23 protein-coding genes are annotated in these 20,340 nt (G+C 43.9%); 5 read left to right on the forward strand and 18 right to left on the reverse strand.

The window, feature by feature from the left end; genetic code table 11:
- Positions 1 to 35: 35 nt before the first annotated feature.
- On the reverse strand, positions 36 to 332 hold the full coding sequence (locus HGT73_RS08040; protein WP_214213458.1) for a putative quinol monooxygenase: 297 nt from the start codon (positions 330 to 332) through the stop codon (positions 36 to 38).
- A 72-nt stretch (positions 333 to 404) separates the two neighbouring features.
- Entirely contained in the window at positions 405 to 1,166 is a 762-nt protein-coding gene (gene bioH, locus HGT73_RS08045) for a pimeloyl-ACP methyl ester esterase BioH (RefSeq protein ID WP_214213461.1), read from the reverse strand.
- Between the two features lie 30 nt (positions 1,167 to 1,196).
- Between bioH and HGT73_RS08050 the strand changes: the two genes are divergently transcribed.
- Entirely contained in the window at positions 1,197 to 1,880 is a 684-nt protein-coding gene (locus HGT73_RS08050) for a hypothetical protein (RefSeq protein ID WP_214213463.1), read from the forward strand.
- 57 nt (positions 1,881 to 1,937) lie between these two features.
- A complete protein-coding gene (gene nfuA, locus HGT73_RS08055; RefSeq protein ID WP_214213465.1) occupies positions 1,938 to 2,513 on the forward strand; it encodes a Fe-S biogenesis protein NfuA in 576 nt (191 codons plus the stop codon).
- Positions 2,514 to 2,549: 36 nt separating this feature from the next.
- On the opposite strand, the gene HGT73_RS08060 is transcribed toward nfuA, so the two are convergent.
- Genes HGT73_RS08060 through glpE form a run of 3 tightly spaced genes read right to left on the reverse strand, consistent with a single transcriptional unit; the run spans position 2,550 to position 4,505 of the window.
- Entirely contained in the window at positions 2,550 to 3,308 is a 759-nt protein-coding gene (locus HGT73_RS08060; RefSeq protein WP_214213467.1) for a DeoR/GlpR family transcriptional regulator, read from the reverse strand.
- 9 nt (positions 3,309 to 3,317) lie between these two features.
- Positions 3,318 to 4,148, reverse strand: coding sequence for a rhomboid family intramembrane serine protease GlpG (gene glpG, locus HGT73_RS08065; RefSeq protein ID WP_214213694.1), 831 nt, complete (start codon positions 4,146 to 4,148; stop codon positions 3,318 to 3,320).
- Between the two features lie 33 nt (positions 4,149 to 4,181).
- Complete coding sequence (gene glpE, locus HGT73_RS08070) at positions 4,182 to 4,505, reverse strand: thiosulfate sulfurtransferase GlpE (protein ID WP_214213474.1); 324 nt, start codon at positions 4,503 to 4,505, stop codon at positions 4,182 to 4,184.
- Positions 4,506 to 4,715: 210 nt separating this feature from the next.
- Here glpE and glpD point away from each other — a divergent pair, with 210 nt between their 5' ends.
- Complete coding sequence (glpD, locus tag HGT73_RS08075; RefSeq protein WP_214213476.1) at positions 4,716 to 6,242, forward strand: glycerol-3-phosphate dehydrogenase; 1,527 nt, start codon at positions 4,716 to 4,718, stop codon at positions 6,240 to 6,242.
- A 34-nt stretch (positions 6,243 to 6,276) separates the two neighbouring features.
- Here the strand turns inward: glpD and asd are convergent, their stop codons facing one another.
- On the reverse strand, positions 6,277 to 7,386 hold the full coding sequence (asd, locus tag HGT73_RS08080; RefSeq protein ID WP_214213478.1) for an aspartate-semialdehyde dehydrogenase: 1,110 nt from the start codon (positions 7,384 to 7,386) through the stop codon (positions 6,277 to 6,279).
- A 188-nt stretch (positions 7,387 to 7,574) separates the two neighbouring features.
- Between asd and HGT73_RS08085 the strand changes: the two genes are divergently transcribed.
- Positions 7,575 to 8,168: a YhgN family NAAT transporter gene (locus HGT73_RS08085; RefSeq protein WP_214213480.1), complete on the forward strand. Its 594-nt coding sequence runs from the start codon at positions 7,575 to 7,577 to the stop codon at positions 8,166 to 8,168.
- A 30-nt stretch (positions 8,169 to 8,198) separates the two neighbouring features.
- Here HGT73_RS08085 and gntU read toward each other — a convergent pair whose 3' ends face one another.
- From gntU to HGT73_RS08105, 4 genes are all read right to left on the reverse strand, one after another.
- The gene (gntU, locus tag HGT73_RS08090; RefSeq protein ID WP_214213482.1) at positions 8,199 to 9,539 is read right to left on the reverse strand and encodes a gluconate transporter; all 1,341 of its coding nucleotides are present in this window, start codon (positions 9,537 to 9,539) and stop codon (positions 8,199 to 8,201) included.
- Between the two features lie 9 nt (positions 9,540 to 9,548).
- Positions 9,549 to 10,079: a gluconokinase gene (gene gntK / locus HGT73_RS08095; RefSeq protein ID WP_214213484.1), complete on the reverse strand. Its 531-nt coding sequence runs from the start codon at positions 10,077 to 10,079 to the stop codon at positions 9,549 to 9,551.
- A gap of 130 nt (positions 10,080 to 10,209) precedes the next feature.
- Positions 10,210 to 11,205 (reverse strand): gluconate operon transcriptional repressor GntR, encoded by a 996-nt coding sequence (gntR, locus tag HGT73_RS08100; protein ID WP_214213487.1) that lies wholly within the window; start codon positions 11,203 to 11,205, stop codon positions 10,210 to 10,212.
- A 110-nt stretch (positions 11,206 to 11,315) separates the two neighbouring features.
- The gene (locus HGT73_RS08105; RefSeq protein WP_214213489.1) at positions 11,316 to 12,011 is read right to left on the reverse strand and encodes a pirin family protein; all 696 of its coding nucleotides are present in this window, start codon (positions 12,009 to 12,011) and stop codon (positions 11,316 to 11,318) included.
- A 254-nt stretch (positions 12,012 to 12,265) separates the two neighbouring features.
- On the opposite strand from HGT73_RS08105, the gene HGT73_RS08110 reads away from it, so the two are divergent.
- Positions 12,266 to 12,514 carry a hypothetical protein gene (locus HGT73_RS08110; RefSeq protein ID WP_214213491.1) on the forward strand — a complete coding sequence of 83 codons (249 nt, stop codon included), beginning with the start codon at positions 12,266 to 12,268 and terminating at the stop codon, positions 12,512 to 12,514.
- Here HGT73_RS08110 and ugpQ read toward each other — a convergent pair.
- From ugpQ to ftsE, 8 genes are all read right to left on the reverse strand, one after another.
- Positions 12,511 to 13,254, reverse strand: coding sequence for a glycerophosphodiester phosphodiesterase (gene ugpQ, locus HGT73_RS08115; protein WP_214213696.1), 744 nt, complete (start codon positions 13,252 to 13,254; stop codon positions 12,511 to 12,513). The two genes, HGT73_RS08110 and ugpQ, sit on opposite strands and share 4 nt — an antisense overlap.
- Positions 13,247 to 14,332, reverse strand: a complete 1,086-nt coding sequence (locus tag HGT73_RS08120) for a sn-glycerol-3-phosphate import ATP-binding protein UgpC (RefSeq protein WP_214213492.1) — start codon at positions 14,330 to 14,332, stop codon at positions 13,247 to 13,249. The genes ugpQ and HGT73_RS08120 overlap by 8 nt, the downstream gene beginning before the upstream one ends.
- Positions 14,333 to 14,335: 3 nt before the next feature.
- Complete coding sequence (gene ugpE / locus HGT73_RS08125) at positions 14,336 to 15,181, reverse strand: sn-glycerol-3-phosphate ABC transporter permease UgpE (protein ID WP_214213494.1); 846 nt, start codon at positions 15,179 to 15,181, stop codon at positions 14,336 to 14,338.
- Positions 15,178 to 16,068: a sn-glycerol-3-phosphate ABC transporter permease UgpA gene (ugpA, locus tag HGT73_RS08130; protein ID WP_214213496.1), complete on the reverse strand. Its 891-nt coding sequence runs from the start codon at positions 16,066 to 16,068 to the stop codon at positions 15,178 to 15,180. Before ugpA ends, ugpE begins: the two co-directional genes overlap by 4 nt.
- 45 nt (positions 16,069 to 16,113) lie before the next feature.
- A complete protein-coding gene (ugpB, locus tag HGT73_RS08135; protein ID WP_214213499.1) occupies positions 16,114 to 17,430 on the reverse strand; it encodes a sn-glycerol-3-phosphate ABC transporter substrate-binding protein UgpB in 1,317 nt (438 codons plus the stop codon).
- A 168-nt stretch (positions 17,431 to 17,598) separates the two neighbouring features.
- Positions 17,599 to 18,456, reverse strand: coding sequence for an RNA polymerase sigma factor RpoH (rpoH, locus tag HGT73_RS08140; RefSeq protein ID WP_214213501.1), 858 nt, complete (start codon positions 18,454 to 18,456; stop codon positions 17,599 to 17,601).
- Between the two features lie 226 nt (positions 18,457 to 18,682).
- Positions 18,683 to 19,681: a permease-like cell division protein FtsX gene (ftsX, locus tag HGT73_RS08145; protein WP_214213503.1), complete on the reverse strand. Its 999-nt coding sequence runs from the start codon at positions 19,679 to 19,681 to the stop codon at positions 18,683 to 18,685.
- Positions 19,678 to 20,340 carry a cell division ATP-binding protein FtsE gene (gene ftsE, locus HGT73_RS08150; RefSeq protein WP_214213505.1) on the reverse strand — a complete coding sequence of 221 codons (663 nt, stop codon included), beginning with the start codon at positions 20,338 to 20,340 and terminating at the stop codon, positions 19,678 to 19,680. The genes ftsX and ftsE overlap by 4 nt, the downstream gene beginning before the upstream one ends.

Raw genomic sequence — 20,340 nt, forward strand, 5'->3', positions numbered from 1 at the left:
TCTTATTAAATCCTGCCTATCGGCAGGATTTATATTTAAAGATCGCCGACTTTTTTGGTCAGTACAACTTCCAGTGTCGCTAAACCCTCAATCTCAGCAACCAGTTGTTTAAAAGGGGCTTGCTGCATATGTACGTCTAACGCCTCTTGATTTTCCCAGCGCTCCAACATGACATAACGATTTTCTTGTTGAATATCCTTAGTTAACACGTATGAATGGCACCCAGCTTCAGATTGTACCGCTTTCTCGGCCGTTTTTAGCGCACTCTCGACAACCGCTTCGCTGCCAGGTTTAGCCGTTATATAGGCAATAACATTGATCAATTGCTGCATAATTTTCTCCTAGTTGTTGTATTCGCTAATAATTATTATAAGAACTATTTCATTAAATATTTATTAACTATGCTAATCAATAAATTTTAGGAGAGCTTTACAAAAAAGAGCAGGATGAGAAATAAAAGGGGCATGCGCTGCTTGCTCAATAATTACCGCTTGGCTATTCGGCCATAAAGCATCCGTCAGCGGAATACTTTTCCTCGGAACTAAGCTATCTAAGGCTCCGTAAAGACGTAATGTCGGCACTTCAATATCCGCTAATTTCTCACGCAAATCGCTCTGTTGTAAAATGGATAATCCTTGATTGAGCACGGCTAATGATGCTTGTGGTTGATTGATCACGGCTTGCTTTAGTTTTTTCGTATTTAACGAGGCATTCGTCGTGCCCAAACTTTGTAACGCAATAAAGCGTTCTATCGTACGCCTAAATTCAGTCGTCAGTTGTTCCTGAAAAGCCGCCAATATCTGTGAGCGAACACCGGGCCACCCGTCTTGCTCGCTAAAACAAGGAGAAGAGGCGACAAGAATCAGTTTTTCGACCTTATTTTTGAAATCAAGAGCTAACTGAGTCGCAACGAGCCCTCCTAACGACCACCCGAGTAGAATACTCTTCTCTGGGATATGTTGAGCAATTTCACTAGCCATTGCCTCAAGACTGAGCACGGCACTGGGCTGACTTCGGCCATAACCGGGTAAATCGATCAATGTGATGGAAAAATGAGGGCTAAGTGGCGCTAAAATGAAATCCCACACCTGAGAATTCAATCCCCACCCGTGTAACAGCACAATTGATTGATTTCCCTCTCCAATTTTTTCTTTATAGATGGTCATATGCTCTTTTCTCCAACAGGTATCTCACCTATGTTAACAATCAAAAGCGCATGTTGGATATGTCTACTGCCCGTCTGGCATACTTCCGTCGGTATTTGTTACTGGTGTGAACAAAAACTACGCTTAGACAAGCCCCGCTGTCTTAATTGTGCACTGCCCAGTGAATCAGTATGCGACTCTTGTTCCCAGTGTCAGAAAACACCGAGTCTGTGGCATGGCATACTGACCGCCGCCGACTACCTACCTCCGCTCAGTAAACTGCTACACCAATTTAAGTTTTCTTCGCAGACAATACTTGCTCCGACACTATCAAGATTAATTTTACTAAACTATCTTCGTTATCGTCGGGCCTATCAGTGGCCAAAACCAGATTGTTTTCTGGCCGTACCTTTACACCCCAAACGACTTCGACAACGAGGCTTCAATCAAAGTGAACTGCTCGCTCAGCCTCTAGCACGTTGGCTTTCTTGTCGCTATTGGCCAGATGCGATACGTTGCACAAAAGTAACTGTTAATCAACATACCTTAGATAAAGCTGGAAGGCAGAGTAATTTAGAACAGGTGTACGAGGCCACGGCGGATCTTCGTGGGTATCATATTGCACTGGTCGATGATGTGGTCACCACCGGAGCAACTGCAAAGGCAATTGCTTATCAACTTCAGCAACGACAAGTGGCAAGCATACAAATATGGTGCCTGTGCCGTACCTTGTAGAGAGCCAGTGATGCGCGTAAGATGACTGTTAACATAGATAACATTGAGCGATGTCTTATGATCCATATAACTGATACAGCCCAACAACATTTCGCGAAATTGCTCACTAAGCAAGAACCTGGAACTCAAATCCGAGTATTTGTCATTAATCCCGGTACTCCGACAGCCGAGTGCGGTGTCTCTTATTGCCCGCCAGATGCGGTAGAAAGCACTGATAAAGAACTCAAATATGAATATCTTACCGCCTACGTTGACGAGCTAAGTGCACCCTATTTGGATGACGCCGAGATTGATTTCGTTACCGATAATTTAGGCTCGCAACTGACACTAAAAGCCCCGAACGCGAAGATGCGTAAGGTGTCCGATGATGCGCCGTTGATCGAGCGTGTTGAGTATCAATTACAAGCGCAAATCAATCCACAACTTGCTAGTCATGGCGGAAAAGTTTCGTTAATGGAAATTACACCTGAAGGCTATGCGATTTTACAGTTTGGCGGCGGATGTAATGGTTGCTCGATGGTCGATGTCACACTCAAAGAAGGGATTGAGAAAGAGCTATTAGCAACCTTCCCTGAACTAAAAGGTGTACGTGATTTGACTGAACACCAACGTGGTGATCACTCTTATTATTAAGCCATCAGGATCTGCCCGTAGTTTCGGGCAGATTCATCAACATAACTCAAGTTGTACCTTATGCTTAGTAAGTAAACTGAGGATGTTTTTCGGCGGCTGTTTATCTGTGAATAAAAAATCAACCATCTCCATTCCCCCTAAACTTACCATAGCCTTACGGCCAAATTTGGAGCTATCAGTCACCAACATGACACAACGCGAATTCTCGACGATCGCACGTTTAGTACGGACTTCGTGGTAGTCAAACTCAAGCATAGTACCCGCTTCATCAATACCACTAATGCCGATAACCCCAAAGTCGAGTCTAAACTGTGATATAAAATCTAGCGTTGCTTCACCAACAATAGCCCCATCACTCGCTCTTACCATTCCGCCGGCAATAATGACTCGAAAATCCGTCTTTGCCATCATAAGTTGGGCGACATTAAGATTATTCGTCACAATCTGTAGGTTACGATGCCCCATCAATGCATAAGCGACCGCTTCAGGTGTCGTACCAATATCAATAAATAGCGTCGAACCATCCGGAATTTGCTGCGCCACTTTCGTTGCTATACGGATTTTCGCAGTGGAATGCATCATTTTACGATCATGCCAATCCGTATTTTCAGCACTTGAGGGTAAGGCTGCGCCACCATGATGACGTTGGATTAGATTTTTCTCCGCCAACTCATTGAGATCACGACGAATGGTTTGTGGTGTCACAGCAAAAAACGCAACCAATTCTTCAGTGCTCACGTATCCCTGATGCTTAACCAGTTCAATAATGGCATCGTGTCTCTGTGTCTGTTTCATGGACACTCCTTACTTGTGCCTTTTGAGCTGATTTTGACTATCAACAAAAGCCATTACCAATCCAATCACTAGACCAACAATATAGGCCATATTGCTCATAGGATTACCAAAAACACCGTAATAACCCACGACTAACCAGAGTAAAGCAAAAACAATAAGACCACGTTCTAAATAGATACCACTTTCAGGATCTCGCTCACCACGCAACCAGCTATAACCCATTAATGCATAAACTACCCCTGAAAGCCCACCAAACCAAATACCACTAAACTTAGCCTGCATCCAACCGGACAATAGCGCTGAGATCACCGTAATAACGAATAGTTTACCACTACCTAAACGCTTCTCTATCGCTCCCCCTAAGTACCACCACCACATCAAGTTAAAGACAATTTGTAGTAGGCTAAAATGGAGGAAAATATGGCTAACCCAGCGCCAAATTTCAAAACCTTGCTGACTATTTGCCGGCCAACTTAGCCAATAAAAAATGGGCTGTTGACCTACAAACATTAATAATAGATAAGTCACCACCACGATTGCCATGACGCTCAATGTTAATGGCCCAGCACGATCTTTAATATTGCGCCATATCTCCGCTTTGGGGTACCCAAGGCGAGTCCCGGCACGGCCACTCTGCCAGCTCGCTGCAAGATAGCGTGGATGGGAAGGATCACGAATAAATTGCTGTAATGCTGCCTGAACATCGTCTATTTTCTGTTCATCTTTGAGCAACACGACATAATTCTCCTGTTGCTCTATATGCAGCGTAATACCCTGCGTCGCCATGTAATCAACAAATGCGTAGGCCATCCGCGGGTTTGTAAACTCTGTGACTCGAATCATAATAACTTCAAAACCTCGTATAAAGGGGGATTAGGTCTCTTTAACAACTTGATCGGGAAAACGGGTATACCATGCATCAAAGCCCCCATCTACACTATAAACTCGGTCAAAACCTTGATTAATCAAATATTGTGCTGCACCCTTGCTACTGTTTCCATGGTAACAAAGCACCAAGACAGGTTGGTCGTAATCACTCTCTTCAACAAATTGATTCAGCGAACCATTGGTCAGATGAAACGCCCCTCGAATATGGGCTTGTTCAAAACTTTGCGGATCGCGGATATCCACCAAACGCGCCCCTTCTTGTAGGTATTTTTCTGCAGCCAGCACATCAATGCATTCGTAGGTATCCATAACGACTCTCAACAATATTTACAGGTTTTCTATATTGTACCTGTAATTGAGCCACGATTAACCCTTTACGCAACGCGATTAAACATTCGCACCAGCATAAGTGTTAGCCCTATCACGCTTGCCAGTATTTCTAGGATCAAATATTGGCAAGCATGTTTGATTTCGATTATTATATTTTCGCAAACGAACATCATTAAATGAGGTATCGACGTGGAAACCAAAGACCTAATTGTGATCGGCGGTGGCATCAATGGTGCGGGGATCGCCGTTGACGCAGCCGGACGTGGTTTATCCGTTTTGCTGTTGGAAGCGAACGATTTGGCTTGTGCCACCTCCTCTGCAAGTTCAAAACTGATTCACGGTGGTTTACGTTATCTCGAACATTATGAATTTCGTTTAGTCAGTGAAGCGCTGGCTGAACGAGAAATCTTATTGAATATGGCGCCACAACTCGCCTTCCCCATGCGATTTCGCTTACCCCACCGCCCGCACTTGCGTCCAGCTTGGATGATTCACGCCGGACTGTTTATGTATGACCATCTTAGTAAACGTAACCGTTTACCTGCTAGTCAACGTATCAAATTTGGTGCTCAATCGGTATTAAACTCTGAGATAACCCAAGGATTTGAGTATTCAGATTGCTGGATAGATGACGCGCGTATGGTAGTCATTAATGCACAAAAAGTCATAGAAAAAGGGGGCGAAGTTCGTACTCGAACACGTGTAACTCGAGCTTGGCGTGAAAAGGGTTTATGGCATGTCACTGCTGAAGATAGCGAGACGGGTGAACAATTACACTGGCAATCAAAAGGTTTGGTTAATGCTACGGGACCTTGGGTTAAAGCTCTTTTTGATAACCAACTCACGATGAAATCCCCCTATGGGATTAGGTTGATCAAAGGGAGTCATATTGTTGTTCCCAAAGTTCATGATGAGAAACAAGCCTATATTCTGCAAAACGAAGATAATCGCATCGTCTTTATTATTCCGTGGATGGAGGCATTCTCAATTATTGGAACGACAGATGTCGAGTACCACGGTGATCCGCTGGCAGTTAACATCGACGAACACGAAATAGAATACCTACTTAAAGTATATAACCAATATTTTAAACAACCGTTAAGTAAGACAGATATCGTATGGAGCTATTCGGGAGTTCGCCCCCTTTGCGATGACGAATCAGATTCCCCACAAGCGATTACCCGTGACTATACCTTAGATGTCCACGATGAACAGGGACAAGCACCTTTACTTTCTGTATTTGGCGGAAAATTAACAACTTATCGTAAGTTAGCTGAGCATGCGCTGGATAGATTAGCCAAATATTACCCGAATATCGGACCCGCATGGACCAAACAGTGTGTCTTACCAGGTGGGCATTTCACAGGAACGCGTGAGGCATTCAGCCTGCATCTACGTAAACGTTACCCTTTTCTCACAACGGAAATGTCCCATCACTACGCGAATACCTATGGGAGTGACACCGACAAACTCCTCCAAGGCATTACCAGCCTAGAGCAGTTAGGCCAACATTTTGGCCACCATTTTTACGAAGCTGAACTACGTTATCTCGTCAAATATGAATGGGTACGTACTGCTGAAGATGCCCTTTGGCGTAGAACGAAACAAGGGATGTGGTTATCGGCAGACAAACAGGCTGAGATTAGCCAGTGGTTAGAGCAGCATCTGCCTGCGTTACTTAGCGATAGTCACTCAGGAATAGAGATACATCGATAGTTGGCCAAAACCGGGCAAAGCCCGGTTTCTTCATTTATCCAACCAATTGACGTAGCATTCTTCTTAAAGGTTCCGCCGCCCCCCAGAGAAGCTGGTCCCCGACCGTAAAGGCTGAAAGGTACTCTGGCCCCATATTTAACTTACGTAGACGTCCGACTGGCGTCGACAGTGTTCCAGTCACTGCAGCAGGCGTTAGTTCACGCATTGTTAATTCTCGGTCGTTAGGGATTACTTTTACCCACGGATTATGAGCCCCCAACATTTGCTCAATCTCGGTAAGAGGAATATCCTTTTTCAACTTAAGGGTAAATGCTTGGCTATGACAACGTAGTGCACCTACACGGACACAAAGTCCATCAACCGGAATAATATTTGGTGTCGCGAGAATTTTGTTGGTTTCAGCCTGCCCTTTCCATTCCTCTTTACTTTGACCATTAGATAGCTGCTTGTCTATCCAAGGAATGAGGCTTCCAGCCAATGGAACACCAAAATTATCAGTAGGTAACGTGCCTGAGCGTGTAAAATCAGTCACACTACGTTCAATTTCTAAAATTGCCGAGGCAGGATCTTGCAATGATGTAGCGACATGATTGTGGATCATCCCCATTTGAGTAAGCAGTTCACGCATATGACGCGCCCCACCGCCTGATGCTGCCTGATAAGTCGCCACAGATGCCCATTCAACCAGGTTTTGTGTGAATAACCCTCCTAGCGACATAAGCATCAAACTTACCGTACAGTTACCTCCAACAAAGGTTTTTATACCACGGTTAATGCCTTCTTCAATCACGGATTGGTTTACCGGATCAAGAATGATGATGGCATCATCTGCCATACGTAATGTGGATGCCGCATCAATCCAATAACCTTGCCAACCTGCCTCACGTAAGCGAGGATAAACATCGCTGGTATAATCGCCACCCTGACAGGTAACGATAATATCGAGACTTGTCAGAGCCTCGATATCAAAAGCATCCTGTAACGTCCCTTGATGATGTCCGGCAAAGGCAGGGGCTGGCTGACCATGCTGTGAAGTCGAAAAAAAGATTGGATTAATGACGGAAAAATCATTTTCTTCAATCATACGTGACATCAGCACTGAACCGACCATGCCACGCCACCCGATAAACCCTACATTTTTCATGATGTGCCTGCTGTAATAATAAATATGCTACATAACCGAGAGACGGATATGTCTGCACTCCCACCTACGGGAATGATACTATTCAACTCTACAAAAACTGGACATACTAGCAAGTGAAAAAAATCGATATTGCGTGATTAATTTATCGTCCGACTAATACTGACTGCCTGCAAGGATTACCCATCGTCATGACCGAACTTTTTTCCGCCTCAGTATTACTGATTTTAATTATGGATCCACTGGGTAATTTACCCATCTTTATGTCAGTGTTAAAACATATTGATCCGAAGCGCCGGAGAGCGATCATCATACGTGAACTGCTTATCGCGTTAATCATTATGTTACTGTTTTTATTTACTGGCGAAAAAATACTCGCATTTCTTAATTTAAGAGCCGAATCGGTATCAATCTCCGGCGGAATTATCTTGTTTTTAATTGCTATAAAGATGATTTTTCCCTCTCCTGAAACAACTACCTCCGGTTTACCGGCAGGTGAAGAGCCTTTTCTCGTTCCTCTCGCTATTCCATTGTTAGCTGGCCCTTCATTACTCGCTACGTTGATGCTGATGTCACATCAATATCCCGGTGATATGAAGATGCTCGTTATTGCACTCTTTATCGCATGGGGAATTACGGCAGCTATTTTGATGCTCTCAGGTCTTTTTTTACGTATTCTCGGATCAAAGGGAGTCAATGCATTAGAACGATTGATGGGACTTATTTTGATAATGATTGCGACGCAAATGTTCTTAGATGGAATTCGCTCCTATCTAAAACTTTGAAAAAAAGGGTCGAATTCTCGACCCTACTGATTATGAAAGCAGCGTAAACGCTATCATACCGATAATCCCACCGGTAACCCCGAGAATTGTTTCCATCATCGTCCAAGTCTTTAACGTTTCGATCTCAGTCGCACCTGTAAAACGGCCAAATAACCAAAAACCGGCATCATTAACATGACTGGCAATAATCGACCCACCCCCGATACAAATTGAAAGCGCGGCAAGCTGTGCTCCACTGTAGTGGAGTGGTTCAATCACCGGCATAATCAAGCCGACAGCAGTGAGACAAGCTACTGTTGCCGAGCCTTGGATGATACGAACCACTCCCGCCAAGATGAAACAAGAGAGTGCAACTGGTAATCCTAATCCGGTCAAAGAATGCCCAAGAGCTGGACCTACGCCAGAATCAACCAACACCTGCTTAAATACACCGCCTGCGCCGATCACCAATAAAATGATACCTGCTGGCTGAAGTGCTTCGCCACAAATTCTCATCACTCGTGTTTTATCCATTCCCTGCCGATAGGCTAGACCATAGATAGTCAGTAATACCGCAATTAAAATGGCAATAAAAGGATGGCCAATAAACTCAAAGCACTGATACAGGCGACTTCCTTTATCAATAAAATTGGCGGCAATCGTTTTCAAACCAACCAAAATCAAGGGAAAAAGAATCAATGAAAGACTAAAACCAAATGAAGGCAACTTGTCTTTAGGGACCTCGGGAAAACTATCCTCGGCGGGCGAGGTAAATTGCACACGCTTTGCGATAAAATTACCAAATAGCGGTCCGGCAATTAACATTCCGGGTATCGCCGCACATAGACCCAGCAAGATCATCCAACCGAAGTCTGCATGCATCTGTGAAGCGAGTAGCATAGGTGCCGGGCCGGGTAAGACAAAGGCCGCTGCTGCCGCAACTCCGGCAAAAAGGGGGATGACTAATTTGACCATATTGTCATTGGTACGACGTGCGACTGCAAAGGCAATACTGATAAGCAGTACGATAGCAACTTCAAAAAATAGTGGTAGCGCACAGATAAATCCAGCAGCACCCATCGCATAATGTGAACGCTTTTCGCCAAAAGTATTTAACATACGGATGGCAATCTGGTCGACAGCACCTGTCTCATGCAAAATTTTACCGAACATGGCTCCAAGTGCCACGACGACGGCAAGGAAACCTAAGGTTCCACCCATCCCTTTTTGCATCGTATCCGTAATTTTATCGAGCGGCATTCCTGAAAAGATACCCGCACCAACAGAAACTAACATTAGCGCGACAAATGCATGCATACGCGCTTTCATGACTAAGAAGAGCAGCAGTACGACAGAACCTGCTGCGGTTAAAACGAGTGTTGCCGTGCTCATGGACCAACCTTATTGAATATTATTCTTAATCGTTGCCACGGTCTCAGCAATGACCTCATCAAGCGGGTGGCTGATATCGACGACAAGTACATCGGATTCTGAATGGCTAGGTTCTTCCAACGTATCAAATTGAGTCACTAACATATTCGTCTTGAAAAAATGACCTTTACGCGCTTTTAACCGTTTTTCTATCGTCTCGAAATCACCTTTTAAGTAGATAAATTTAAGATTGTGATTTCCTTTACGCAAAATATCGCGATAGCTTTTTTTCAATGACGAACAAACAATAATAGAGACTTTTTGTGTACGCTGCATCGCAAAGGCGGCATCATTAATAGCCTGCAACCACGGCGCACGATCGTCATCATTGAGTGGCTGGCCTTCTGCCATTTTTAGAATATTGGAACGAGGGTGCAAAAAGTCACCGTCTAGAAAAGCGGTCTGCAACTTTTGTGAGACTTGATTAGCGACAACCGATTTTCCACTGCCTGAGACACCCATCAGGACGAACACATAATGTTGAGAAGAGGCTTCTGTCATATCTACTCCAACCTTGGTCATTCACAATGTTACCGATAACAATTTAATAACTATTGTTATGGCTTGTCGGTTGAAGTGCAATCTATTCGTTAATAAAAGGCTTAAACTGTGAACCCAATCATAAAAATGATTAGATACTTTCACCTAATCTCAGGGAAAAGCCCAGATCAATACAAGACTCATCACATCCTCTTCCTGAAAGACGCGCTAATAACATTTCTGCGGCAATTCTCCCCATTTTCTTCCGTGGTGTTACGACAGTCGCTAAGGTTGGAGAGACATTTTCCGTAATATCATGGCCGTGAAAACCGGCAATAGCGACCTGTTGGGGAACAGCAATACCTTGACGCTGGCATTCAAACATCGCACCGATTGCTAAATCATCATTAGTACAAAAGAGGCCATCAAGCTCAGGATAGCGCTGTTGGGCAATTTTTAAGAGTTCACCACCAGTACTAAAAGAAGAAGGTTGCTCGCTCATAACTGTTCGGGGAATTAATCCTGATTCTTCCATCGCTTGTAGGTAACCGGTTTTTTTTTGTAGTGTCCGCTCATCCAGACGCGCACCAAGATAAACGACATGACGATGTCCCCGAGCAACCATGCTGATAGTCATCTGCCGGGCAGCCTCAATATTATTGAACCCGACCGCCATATCGAGGTAGGGTGACGAAGAATCCATCATTTCAACAACCGGGATGCCAGCAACTTCCAGCATACGTAGGGTACCAGGGGTATGCTGACGCTCAGTTAAAATCACGCCATCAACATTCCAACCGAGAAGTGAACGCAATTGGCGTTCTTCTTTTTCTGGTTGATAACCAAAGTGCGCGACTAAGGTTTGATAACCGACATGGTCTGTAACAGACTCAATACCTTGTAGGACATCGGCAAAGACATGGTTGGTAAAAGAAGGCAATAAGATACCAATTGCGCGACTGGTTGCATTTGACAGCATATCGGGCACACGATTCGGAATGTAGCCGAGCTCATCAAGCGCAATGGCGATCTTTTCACCTAGAAGCACTGATACTTGGTTGGGGTTACGAAGATAACGGCTGACCGTCATTTTGGTTACCCCTACGCGATCAGCAACATCTTGCAATATAGGCCTTTTTTTCTTCATGACACTCAGAAATAGGTCAGTGGACAGTGTTGTATCATAGCACCAATTTCTAACAGTCAAAAAAAAGAGACGGCTATCTGTAAGCCGTCTCACATAACTTTACGAGTGATTTAAACGGGCGGTAAATCGAAAATTAAAATTTCCGTCTGTTCATTCGCTGAAATGACGACACTTTCTTCATCCCAAATAGCTGCTGCGTCACTATCTGTGAATACTTGATTGTTAATCGTAATATCGCCTTTAACGACTTGTATCCATACCTTACGGGAAGCCACAATATCGAATTTAGCCTCTTCTCCTGCAGCCAGTAACCAGCGGGATAAGGTCATATCTTGATGAACCTTTAATGACCCTTGGCTTGCGTCCGGGGTCAGTATGTACTGACGACCAGGTTGATCTGCAAACTTCCGCTGCTCATAACGCGGCGTAATATTTTGCTGGTTCGGCATGATCCAAATTTGGTACAAGTGTAAAGCTTGTTGGTTGTCAGGGTTATATTCTGAATGACGAACTCCTGTGCCCGCACTCATTATTTGAAACTCACCTGCTGGGATCTGTTCTTTATTCCCCATACTATCTTGGTGTTCAACCACGCCAGAAAGTACATACGTCAGAATTTCCATATTTTGATGTGGATGTGTACCAAATCCTTTGCTGGGCGCAATAGTATCTTCGTTAATGACTCTTAGCGCAGAAAATCCCATGAAATTAGGATCATAGTAATCAGCAAATGAAAATGTATGCCAACTGTCTAACCATCCATGATGGGCATGGCCACGTTCTTGCGCTTTACGGATATAAATCATGGAAACCTCCTCAATGTTTTCTATAGTTTGAAGAGATTAACGACAAAAAAATAGCTGAAAAACTTCACCACTCTATTCAAATTTTATGAACAATATCTGGACAAAAAAAAAGCCAGCACGCGGCTGGCTAAATACTGGAAGCAATGTGAGCAATGTCGTGTTCCGATAAGAATTACCCTTACCGGAACGAAATGAATGATAATCTAAATAATTATCATTTGCAATATGGTAATATAAAAATGGTGGTATCTTTTATGAAAAAAATAATCGCCCTGCTTATACTAATGAGCTCAACACCCTTATTTGCAGCCTACCCTTCTGATTATTCGGCACTTTCCCCCTCCCCCACTCAGCAAAGGTTACTCAATGAGATGTCAACACAGCAGCAACTTCACCAACAACAACTACATAGTGAGCAAGAAAGTAGTGCTCAGCATCTACAGCAGAATAACCAATATCAACAGCGGGAGATGCTGAATAAGCTACAACAAGATCAGCCCTAATAGGCAAAGTTAGGACCAATAAGGTCAATACGATCGGTACACAGCATATCAACACCTTGCTGTAATAGTTGACGGGCCCTGTTCGGATGATTGACGGTATAAGCAAGAATTCGCAATCCAGCGGCTTTAATTTGCTGAATTCGATGATCGGTTAATAGCTGTTCGTTAAGATGAAGTGAAACACAACCAAGTTGTTGTGTTACTTGCTGCCAATCATCCTGCCACTCGTCCATTAAATATCCGCGTGGTAGCCCTGGTTGTTCGTACTGGGCCGCAGCCAATGCTTCACGGGAAAATGAAGAAAGTAATGGCGCCGGCATATTTTGCCAATATGCAGCCGCTGCACATGCGACGTGTTTTCCAGTCAGGCTTTCTAGACCAGCCGTGGGTTTGATTTCAATGTTAGCGAACATCCCATAACGTTGACAACGTTCAGCTACTTCAGAAAGGAGCGGTAATCTTTCTCCCACAAATTGTTCAGAGAACCATGCTCCAGCATCGATATGCTTGAGCTCATTCCACGTCAACGCTCCCGCAACACCCTCAGTATTGGTTGTCCGAGTCAAGGTATCGTCATGCAATAAGAAAACTTGTTGATCTTCTGAAATCTTTGCATCGAACTCGATCATTGTGTGGCCATATTGGTGACCACAATCAATCGCTGATAAGGTATTTTCCGGGGCAAGTATTCCTCCCCCACGGTGAGCAACAATTTTTGGGTAGGACCAAATTTCATTCATCATCTAAACGCTGTCCTGAAGTGGCATCGAAGAAATGTAATGATTGGGGAGGTAAAACCACCCCTAGTAAGTCGCCGACACGTGGACAGGTCGATTGTGTCACACGGATAACCAGCGTTTGTGATCCGATTTTACCATGAATGATATTATCAGCACCGAGCATTTCGACCGCCTCAACTTCAATACAGAGACCCTCTGCATTTTGTCCGATGGGCTCAATGTGGATATGTTCTGGACGAATACCAATAATCAGTTGAGACTTTGCCTGATACGAAGCCATTGCCGTCACCGGAATAAAATAGCGTTTTTCAATTACCCAGTATCGGCCATCACGACTGATTTCAGCTGGTAATAAATTCATTGCAGGAGCGCCGAGAAAGCTAGCGACAAAAGTAGACATCGGGCGCTTGTAGATTTCACTAGGCGGCCCAAATTGTTCCACAACTCCCTTGTTCATTACCAAAACCCGTTCAGCCAACGTCATGGCTTCAACTTGGTCATGAGTCACATAAAGGCTGGTTATCCTTAAGCGTTGATGCAAACGTTGAAGTTCTAATCTCATTTGCCCACGTAAGCGCGCATCAAGGTTAGAAAGCGGTTCATCAAATAAAAAAACGGCAGGCTCACGAATAATCGCTCTTCCCATTGCTACACGTTGTCGTTGTCCCCCTGAGAGTTCACGAGGCCGACGCGTTAGCAAGAGATCGAGTTCCAAACTTTTCGCAACCACAGCGACTCGCTGCTTGATCTCAGTTTTAGACAGGCCGCGTATTTTCAGCCCATACCCCATATTTTGTTCAACCGTCATGTGCGGATATAACGCGTAATTTTGAAATACCATCGCTACTTGACGTTCTTTAGGCTCTTTATGTGTGACACGTTGGCCATTGATCCAAATATCACCACTGGTCACCGCCTCTAAACCAGCAACCATACGCAGTAATGTTGATTTTCCACACCCTGATGGACCGACGATGACGATAAACTCACCTTCATTAATAGTCACATCCAGTGGCTGAATAGTTTGATGAACACCGTCATAACTTTTTGTTAATGCTTGAAGCTGTACACTTGCCATCCGTTATTTCTCGCTCTCAACTAAACCTTGAACAAATGCCCGTTGCATAACCAACACAACAATGAGTGGGGGAAGTAACGTTAATAACATAGCTGTCATTATCTGATTCCAATGCGATATTCCTTCCCCACTGCTAATCATGCCGCGAATAGCGGCAACAGCCGTCGTAACATGGCTATCACTCGTGATAACGAGTGGCCATAAATACTGATTCCAGCCGAAGGTAAAAATAATGACAAAAAGCGCGGCTAGTGGGGTTTTTGAGAGAGGCAATACGATATCAATAAAGAATCGCCAAGGTGTTGCACCATCTATACGAGCGGCTTCCATCAGCTCATGTGGAAGAGATAAAAAAAACTGTCTCAATAGAAATGTCGCAGTCGCAGAAGCCATCATGGGTAATATTAATCCGGCAAAGCTATTATCTAGGCCAAGCTGAGTGACCACAGTCACGGTTGGAAAAATTCTCACCTCAACCGGTAACATTAATGTGATAAAAATCAGCCAAAAACAGAGATGACGTAAAGGAAATCTAAACCAGACTAAAGCAAATGCAGACAAGGTTGAAATAACTATTTTTCCAACGGTGATCCCCAGTGCCATCAGCAAGCTATTAAAAAGTAGATGAGAAAGTGGCACATTTTGCCCTCCGACCCCATGTATTAAAAGCTGATGAAGATTTTCAATAAGGTGCCCACCCGGTAATAAAGGAAGCGGTATCTGTGCGGCTTGTTGATCGCTAAGGGTGGCAGCAACAATAACACTGTAAAGAGGGAAAAGAATCAATAGACCAGATACCCAGAGTAAGAGATGGCTGAGTATCGTCGTTTTACGGTGGTTAGTGATCATTGATAGCGTACCTTACGGTCGATAAATCTAAACTGTACGACCGTCAGCAAAATCACCATCGCCATCAGGATCACCGACTGAGCGGCTGATGATCCGAGATCTAATCCTGTAAATCCCTCGCGATAGATTTTGTAAATTAAGGTCGTAGTGGCTTGAACTGGTCCACCCTGAGTAATAGCGTCAATTACCGGGAAAGTATCAAAAAAAGCATAAATGATATTTACAACTAATAAAAAGAAAGACACTGGGGTGATCAGCGGTAACGCAATATGAAAAAATCGGCGGATAGGCCCAGCCCCATCCAGTGCAGCCGCTTCCATTAAGGAGGGAGGAATTGACTGTAATGCCGCATAGAAAAAGAGAAAATTATAACTAATCTGCTGCCAAACCGATGCTAATACCACAAGAAACAGTGCTTGTTGACTATTTTGTGCGCTGTTCCAATTATATCCAAGTGATGCTAACCAGTGACTAACAATGCCAGGACCAGGACTAAATAAGAAAAGCCACATTATTGCAGCAATGGCAGGGGCGACAGCATAAGGGAGTAAAAAAAGTGTTTGATAAAATCTTTTTCCCCGTAACACATGGTTGACCAATGCCGCGAGTAGTAATGCAATAACTAATCCAAACCCTGTCACTAACCCGCTGAAAATAAAGGTTGTTTTAAAGGACTCAAGATAATAATTATCGGCAAAAAGTATTTTGAAATTGAGTAAGCCACTAAATTGACTTGAAAAACCAAATGGATCGCTTGTCTGTAGTGATGACCAAAGTGCTTGTGCAGCAGGCCAAAGAAAAAAAATAAATGTGATGATCAGTTGTGGCATCACGAATAGATAAGGCAGTAGTGAAGTTTTAAAGGTAGGAGGGGAAGATATAGCCATGGTTGATTCTCTTAGGCAAAGGGAGGGGGTTATCCCCCTCTCTTATTATTTTACTTGTTGACGAAAGCGTTGTAATTGCTGGTCACCACGTTCTACAGCACTGTCCAACGCGGCTTGAGCTGTTTTCTTACCGGTCCATACCGATTCCAGCTCCTCATCAACAATAGTCCGTATTTGTGGCATGTTGCCTAAGCGTAATCCTTTGGTGTAAGGGAGAGGAGCTTTATTAAGCATTTGCTTAATCGCAATATCTGCACCTGGATTTTGACTATAGAAACCTTGTTTTTCGGTCAACTGGTAGGCCGCAGTGGTAATCGGTAAATATCCCGTTTTTTGATGCCACTCAGCAGCAATATCAGGCTGAGAGAGGAAACGAAGAAACTCAGCTACCCCTTTATAGACATCTGGCGTCTGGCCTTTCATTACCCATAGACTCGCACCACCGATCATTGCATTCTGCGGTGCATCTTTTACACCCTGTTGATAAGGCATTGGAGCAACCCCATAGTTAAATTTAGCCGAATGCTTAATATCGGCTAAAGAGCCCGATGAGGCGGTAATCATGGCACAATCTCCGGCTGAGAATGCTTTAGTTGGCTCATCGGTTCGCCCTAAATAACTGAATGTGCCGTCTTGCTTCATTCGGGCAAGCTGTTCAATATGTTGTACTTGCAACGGACCGTTAAACAATAATCTAGTATCGGTACCGTCAAATCCGTTATTGGCGGTGGCAACAGGTAAACCATTCCACGCACTAAACTCCTCTAATTGGATCCACCCTTGCCAACCACTGCTATAGCTGCAAGTTTGTCCTGATTTTTTAAGCGCCTGAGCATCGGCCTCTAACTCTTGCCACGTAGCGGGGGCTTTATTGGGATCAAGGCCAGCACGTTTAAAAGCATCTTTATTAAAATATAAAACAGGGGTTGAGCTATTGAAGGGTTCTGCAACTATTTTTCCGGTCTTCGCATCAGAATAGTAACTGGCTATTGACGGTACAAATTGCTGCTCATCTAAATGAATGTTTGTCTCTTGAAATAATTCCCAGACAGGAATAATCGCATGAGAAGCCATCATTGTAGCGGTACCCACTTCATAAACTTGTAAAATTGCGGGGGGATGGCCCGCACGTATTGCAGCAATTCCTGATGCAAGGCTTTGTGAATAATTACCTTTATATACAGGTGTAATATGGTATTGAGTATGAGTCTGGTTGAAACGCTGGGCTAGGCTATCCACTTCTGTCCCCAACTCTCCTTCCATTGAGTGCCAAAAAGGAATATCCACAGAAGCGTTAGCGTATACACTCAGTGTGGTTAAGCAGAGGGCAAGTATAGAACGGCGTAGCGTCGTTGATCGCATAATGGTATCCCAATAAAGTATATTAAATAATTACAAATATTGGTCATTACCATGACAGTATAAAATGACAGAAATAAAACAGATTGGTGACAAATTAGTGATAGTCAGGGGTGTGTACAAATAGAAAAGGAGATGACTGAGCATCTCCTTTAATGAGGATGATATTAACTACGCTTCGATGGCAGCACGTAATTTTTTCATAGCATTTTTTTCAAGTTGACGAACACGTTCCGCAGAAACACCATATTGGTCTGCAAGTTCTTGTAAGGTAATTTTGTTATCGTCATCTAACCAGCGTGCACGAATAATGTTTTGGCTACGCTCATCAAGGGTCATCATGGCATCAGTTAACTTATCTGCTGCATGACTATCCCAATTATCCTCTTCAATACCATCCGCAAAATCAGAGGTTTTATCTTGAAGATAGAGTACCGGCGCGAGTGACTTACCTTCTGAGTTCTCATCATCAGAAGTTAGATCAAAAGTCATATCCTGTGCGGCCATGCGAGATTCCATCTCACGCACATCTTTACTGCTGACCCCTAGTTCGCGAGCCACCATCTCAACTTCATCTTGGTTAAACCAACCAAGACGCTGTTTTGTTTTACGTAGATTAAAGAATAATTTTCGTTGTGCCTTAGTCGTTGCAACTTTAACAATCCGCCAGTTACGCAGCACATACTCATGAATTTCAGCTTTAATCCAATGTACGGCAAAAGAAACTAGGCGTACGCCTACTTCAGGATTAAAGCGGCGTACGGCTTTCATTAAGCCAATATTACCTTCCTGAATAAGGTCAGCTTGAGGCAAACCGTAACCAGAATAGTTACGAGCGATATGAACCACAAACCGCAGATGTGATAGGATCAGCTTCTTCGCCGCATCCAGATCAGACTGGTAATGCAGCCGTTCCGCTAATGCCTTTTCCTCTTCGGCCGATAGCATCGGACAACCGTTGGCAGCTCGGATATACGCATCGAGATTACCTAAAGGAGCAATAGCTAAAGCTTGCATTTCGTTGGTCATTCAAACCCTCTCAATTATTTATGCTGTTCATCCGATAAACAGACTTGTTACCTTGCGCTAGAATGTCATCTTTGTTGCAAGAAACGAGTGCTACAAAGATTAGAACATAAACTTATCCACAGGTTCAATTATTGTTGTGAATAATTTATTCTGGCGCTTCTCCATGAGGGGCCGACATCGTCGGCCAGATAATAATAATAGTATACCAAAAAAGTATTTCTTAGCGTTAATCCGGTGTAAAACGTCGTAAATGTTGAGCTGTGGCAAGCCATGCAGCTACCCAACCTATAATTGCAGAGACAAGTAGTAGTAGTAATGCTTCATCCCAAGAAAAACCAGAGAGATTAAAAGAGGTACTAAACACTAATGCTACGTGCGATACTACTGACTCAAGACGAAATACAAGAATTTCAGAGAAAATCAAAGATAAGAACGCGCCCGCAAGACCCAGTATTGCCCCACCATAAACGAAAGGCCGTAAGATAAAACCATCCGTCGCACCGATCAGTTTTTGCACATTAATAGTATCTCGCCGCGCAAAAATACTTAGTCTAACACTGTTACCAATTACCAAGAAAACAGCAACAATCATCAACATACCGATCATAAGCGCAACGTGCCCCGCTAAACCAGTTAGTGCAGAAAGTCGAGCAAACCAACTATCATCCATACGAACTTCGTCAATCCCATTCATTTTACTAATACGATCGCGCAACGTGTTCATCGTGTCAGCATTTTGGAAATCAAGTTTAGGGGTAACCACCGCAACCGCAGGTAGTGGGTTTTGCTCAAGCATATCCATTGCACCGCCAAAGCCTGACCAATTACGGAATTCGCTTAAGCTTTCTTCGCGGGAGAGATAATCAACATGCTGCACTCCATCAAGCTGCTTTAGCTGCTGGGTAACATTTTCAGCGGCACTATCATCCAATGTTTTAGACAGATAAACCGTTAATTGAGGTGCGGGGTACCATTGTTTAGCGGCTTGGTCGACATTCTTCCACACAATATAACAGACGCTAGGTAAGGTTAATGAAATGGCAATAACCGTTACGGTCAATAACGTCGCTAATGGCTGACGAAGCATATCTGCCAACATACCGCGCCACGCATAATGTAACTGCTCTTGCCAGCCCCCGCGTAGCGCCCGTTGCTTGGACACTTTCTTTTGCTTAGGAACTCCCGGTTTTTTTAGGCGTTTATTGAGTCTATTAACCGCTTTCATTCCTCGCCCCTGTATAACCGGCCTTCATTAAGGTTCATTACTTTGTAATTGCGTCGTGAAATGAGAGAGATATCATGTGTTGCCATCAGAACCGTAACACCGACACGGTTAAATTCTTCAAATAAACGCAAAATATCCTCTGAGAGCGCATGGTCTAAGTTACCGGTTGGCTCATCCGCCAGCAATAACGCCGGTTTATTGACCACAGCACGTGCTATTCCTACACGTTGTTGCTCCCCACCAGACAATTGGATTGGGTAATTTCTAGCTTTATCGAGCAAACCCACTTTATCAAGTGCCGCCGAGACACGACGTCGAATGTCTTCCTCACTGGCACCAGAAATAATCAGGGGAATTGCAATATTATCGTACACTGTTCGATCCATTAGCAGATGGTGATCTTGAAAGATCATTCCGATTTGGCGACGGAGAAATGGAATCTCACTATTTTTTAAACGGGTAATATTGTGACCACTAAACCAGATCTGTCCTGCACTTGGTCGCTCAATTCCGCAAATCAGCTTAAGTAAGGTACTTTTACCGGCACCTGAGTGCCCGGTTAGAAACGCCATTTCTCCTTGGCGCAAATGAAAATCCACGCCCTGAAGGGCCTGACGCCCTCCTAAATAAGCTTTACTGACCTCTTCAAAGCGAATCAT

The organism is Rosenbergiella australiborealis, assembly GCF_018494035.1.
GTDB classification, from domain to species: domain Bacteria; phylum Pseudomonadota; class Gammaproteobacteria; order Enterobacterales; family Enterobacteriaceae; genus Rosenbergiella; species Rosenbergiella australiborealis.

Bases quoted from the DNA above. Each gene is read 5' to 3' on its own strand.
- HGT73_RS08040 (WP_214213458.1), bottom strand. From the start codon at position 332: ATGCAGCAATTGATCAATGTTATTGCCTATATAACGGCTAAACCTGGC.
- bioH (WP_214213461.1), bottom strand. From the start codon at position 1,166: ATGACCATCTATAAAGAAAAAATTGGAGAGGGAAATCAATCAATTGTG.
- HGT73_RS08050 (WP_214213463.1), top strand. From the start codon at position 1,197: ATGTTAACAATCAAAAGCGCATGTTGGATATGTCTACTGCCCGTCTGG.
- nfuA (WP_214213465.1), top strand. From the start codon at position 1,938: ATGATCCATATAACTGATACAGCCCAACAACATTTCGCGAAATTGCTC.
- HGT73_RS08060 (WP_214213467.1), bottom strand. From the start codon at position 3,308: ATGAAACAGACACAGAGACACGATGCCATTATTGAACTGGTTAAGCAT.
- glpE (WP_214213474.1), bottom strand. From the start codon at position 4,505: ATGGATACCTACGAATGCATTGATGTGCTGGCTGCAGAAAAATACCTA.
- asd (WP_214213478.1), bottom strand. From the start codon at position 7,386: ATGAAAAATGTAGGGTTTATCGGGTGGCGTGGCATGGTCGGTTCAGTG.
- HGT73_RS08085 (WP_214213480.1), top strand. From the start codon at position 7,575: ATGACCGAACTTTTTTCCGCCTCAGTATTACTGATTTTAATTATGGAT.
- gntU (WP_214213482.1), bottom strand. From the start codon at position 9,539: ATGAGCACGGCAACACTCGTTTTAACCGCAGCAGGTTCTGTCGTACTG.
- gntK (WP_214213484.1), bottom strand. From the start codon at position 10,079: ATGACAGAAGCCTCTTCTCAACATTATGTGTTCGTCCTGATGGGTGTC.
- gntR (WP_214213487.1), bottom strand. From the start codon at position 11,205: ATGAAGAAAAAAAGGCCTATATTGCAAGATGTTGCTGATCGCGTAGGG.
- HGT73_RS08105 (WP_214213489.1), bottom strand. From the start codon at position 12,011: ATGATTTATATCCGTAAAGCGCAAGAACGTGGCCATGCCCATCATGGA.
- HGT73_RS08110 (WP_214213491.1), top strand. From the start codon at position 12,266: ATGAAAAAAATAATCGCCCTGCTTATACTAATGAGCTCAACACCCTTA.
- ugpQ (WP_214213696.1), bottom strand. From the start codon at position 13,254: ATGAATGAAATTTGGTCCTACCCAAAAATTGTTGCTCACCGTGGGGGA.
- HGT73_RS08120 (WP_214213492.1), bottom strand. From the start codon at position 14,332: ATGGCAAGTGTACAGCTTCAAGCATTAACAAAAAGTTATGACGGTGTT.
- ugpE (WP_214213494.1), bottom strand. From the start codon at position 15,181: ATGATCACTAACCACCGTAAAACGACGATACTCAGCCATCTCTTACTC.
- ugpA (WP_214213496.1), bottom strand. From the start codon at position 16,068: ATGGCTATATCTTCCCCTCCTACCTTTAAAACTTCACTACTGCCTTAT.
- ugpB (WP_214213499.1), bottom strand. From the start codon at position 17,430: ATGCGATCAACGACGCTACGCCGTTCTATACTTGCCCTCTGCTTAACC.
- rpoH (WP_214213501.1), bottom strand. From the start codon at position 18,456: ATGACCAACGAAATGCAAGCTTTAGCTATTGCTCCTTTAGGTAATCTC.
- ftsX (WP_214213503.1), bottom strand. From the start codon at position 19,681: ATGAAAGCGGTTAATAGACTCAATAAACGCCTAAAAAAACCGGGAGTT.
- ftsE (WP_214213505.1), bottom strand. From the start codon at position 20,340: ATGATTCGCTTTGAAGAGGTCAGTAAAGCTTATTTAGGAGGGCGTCAG.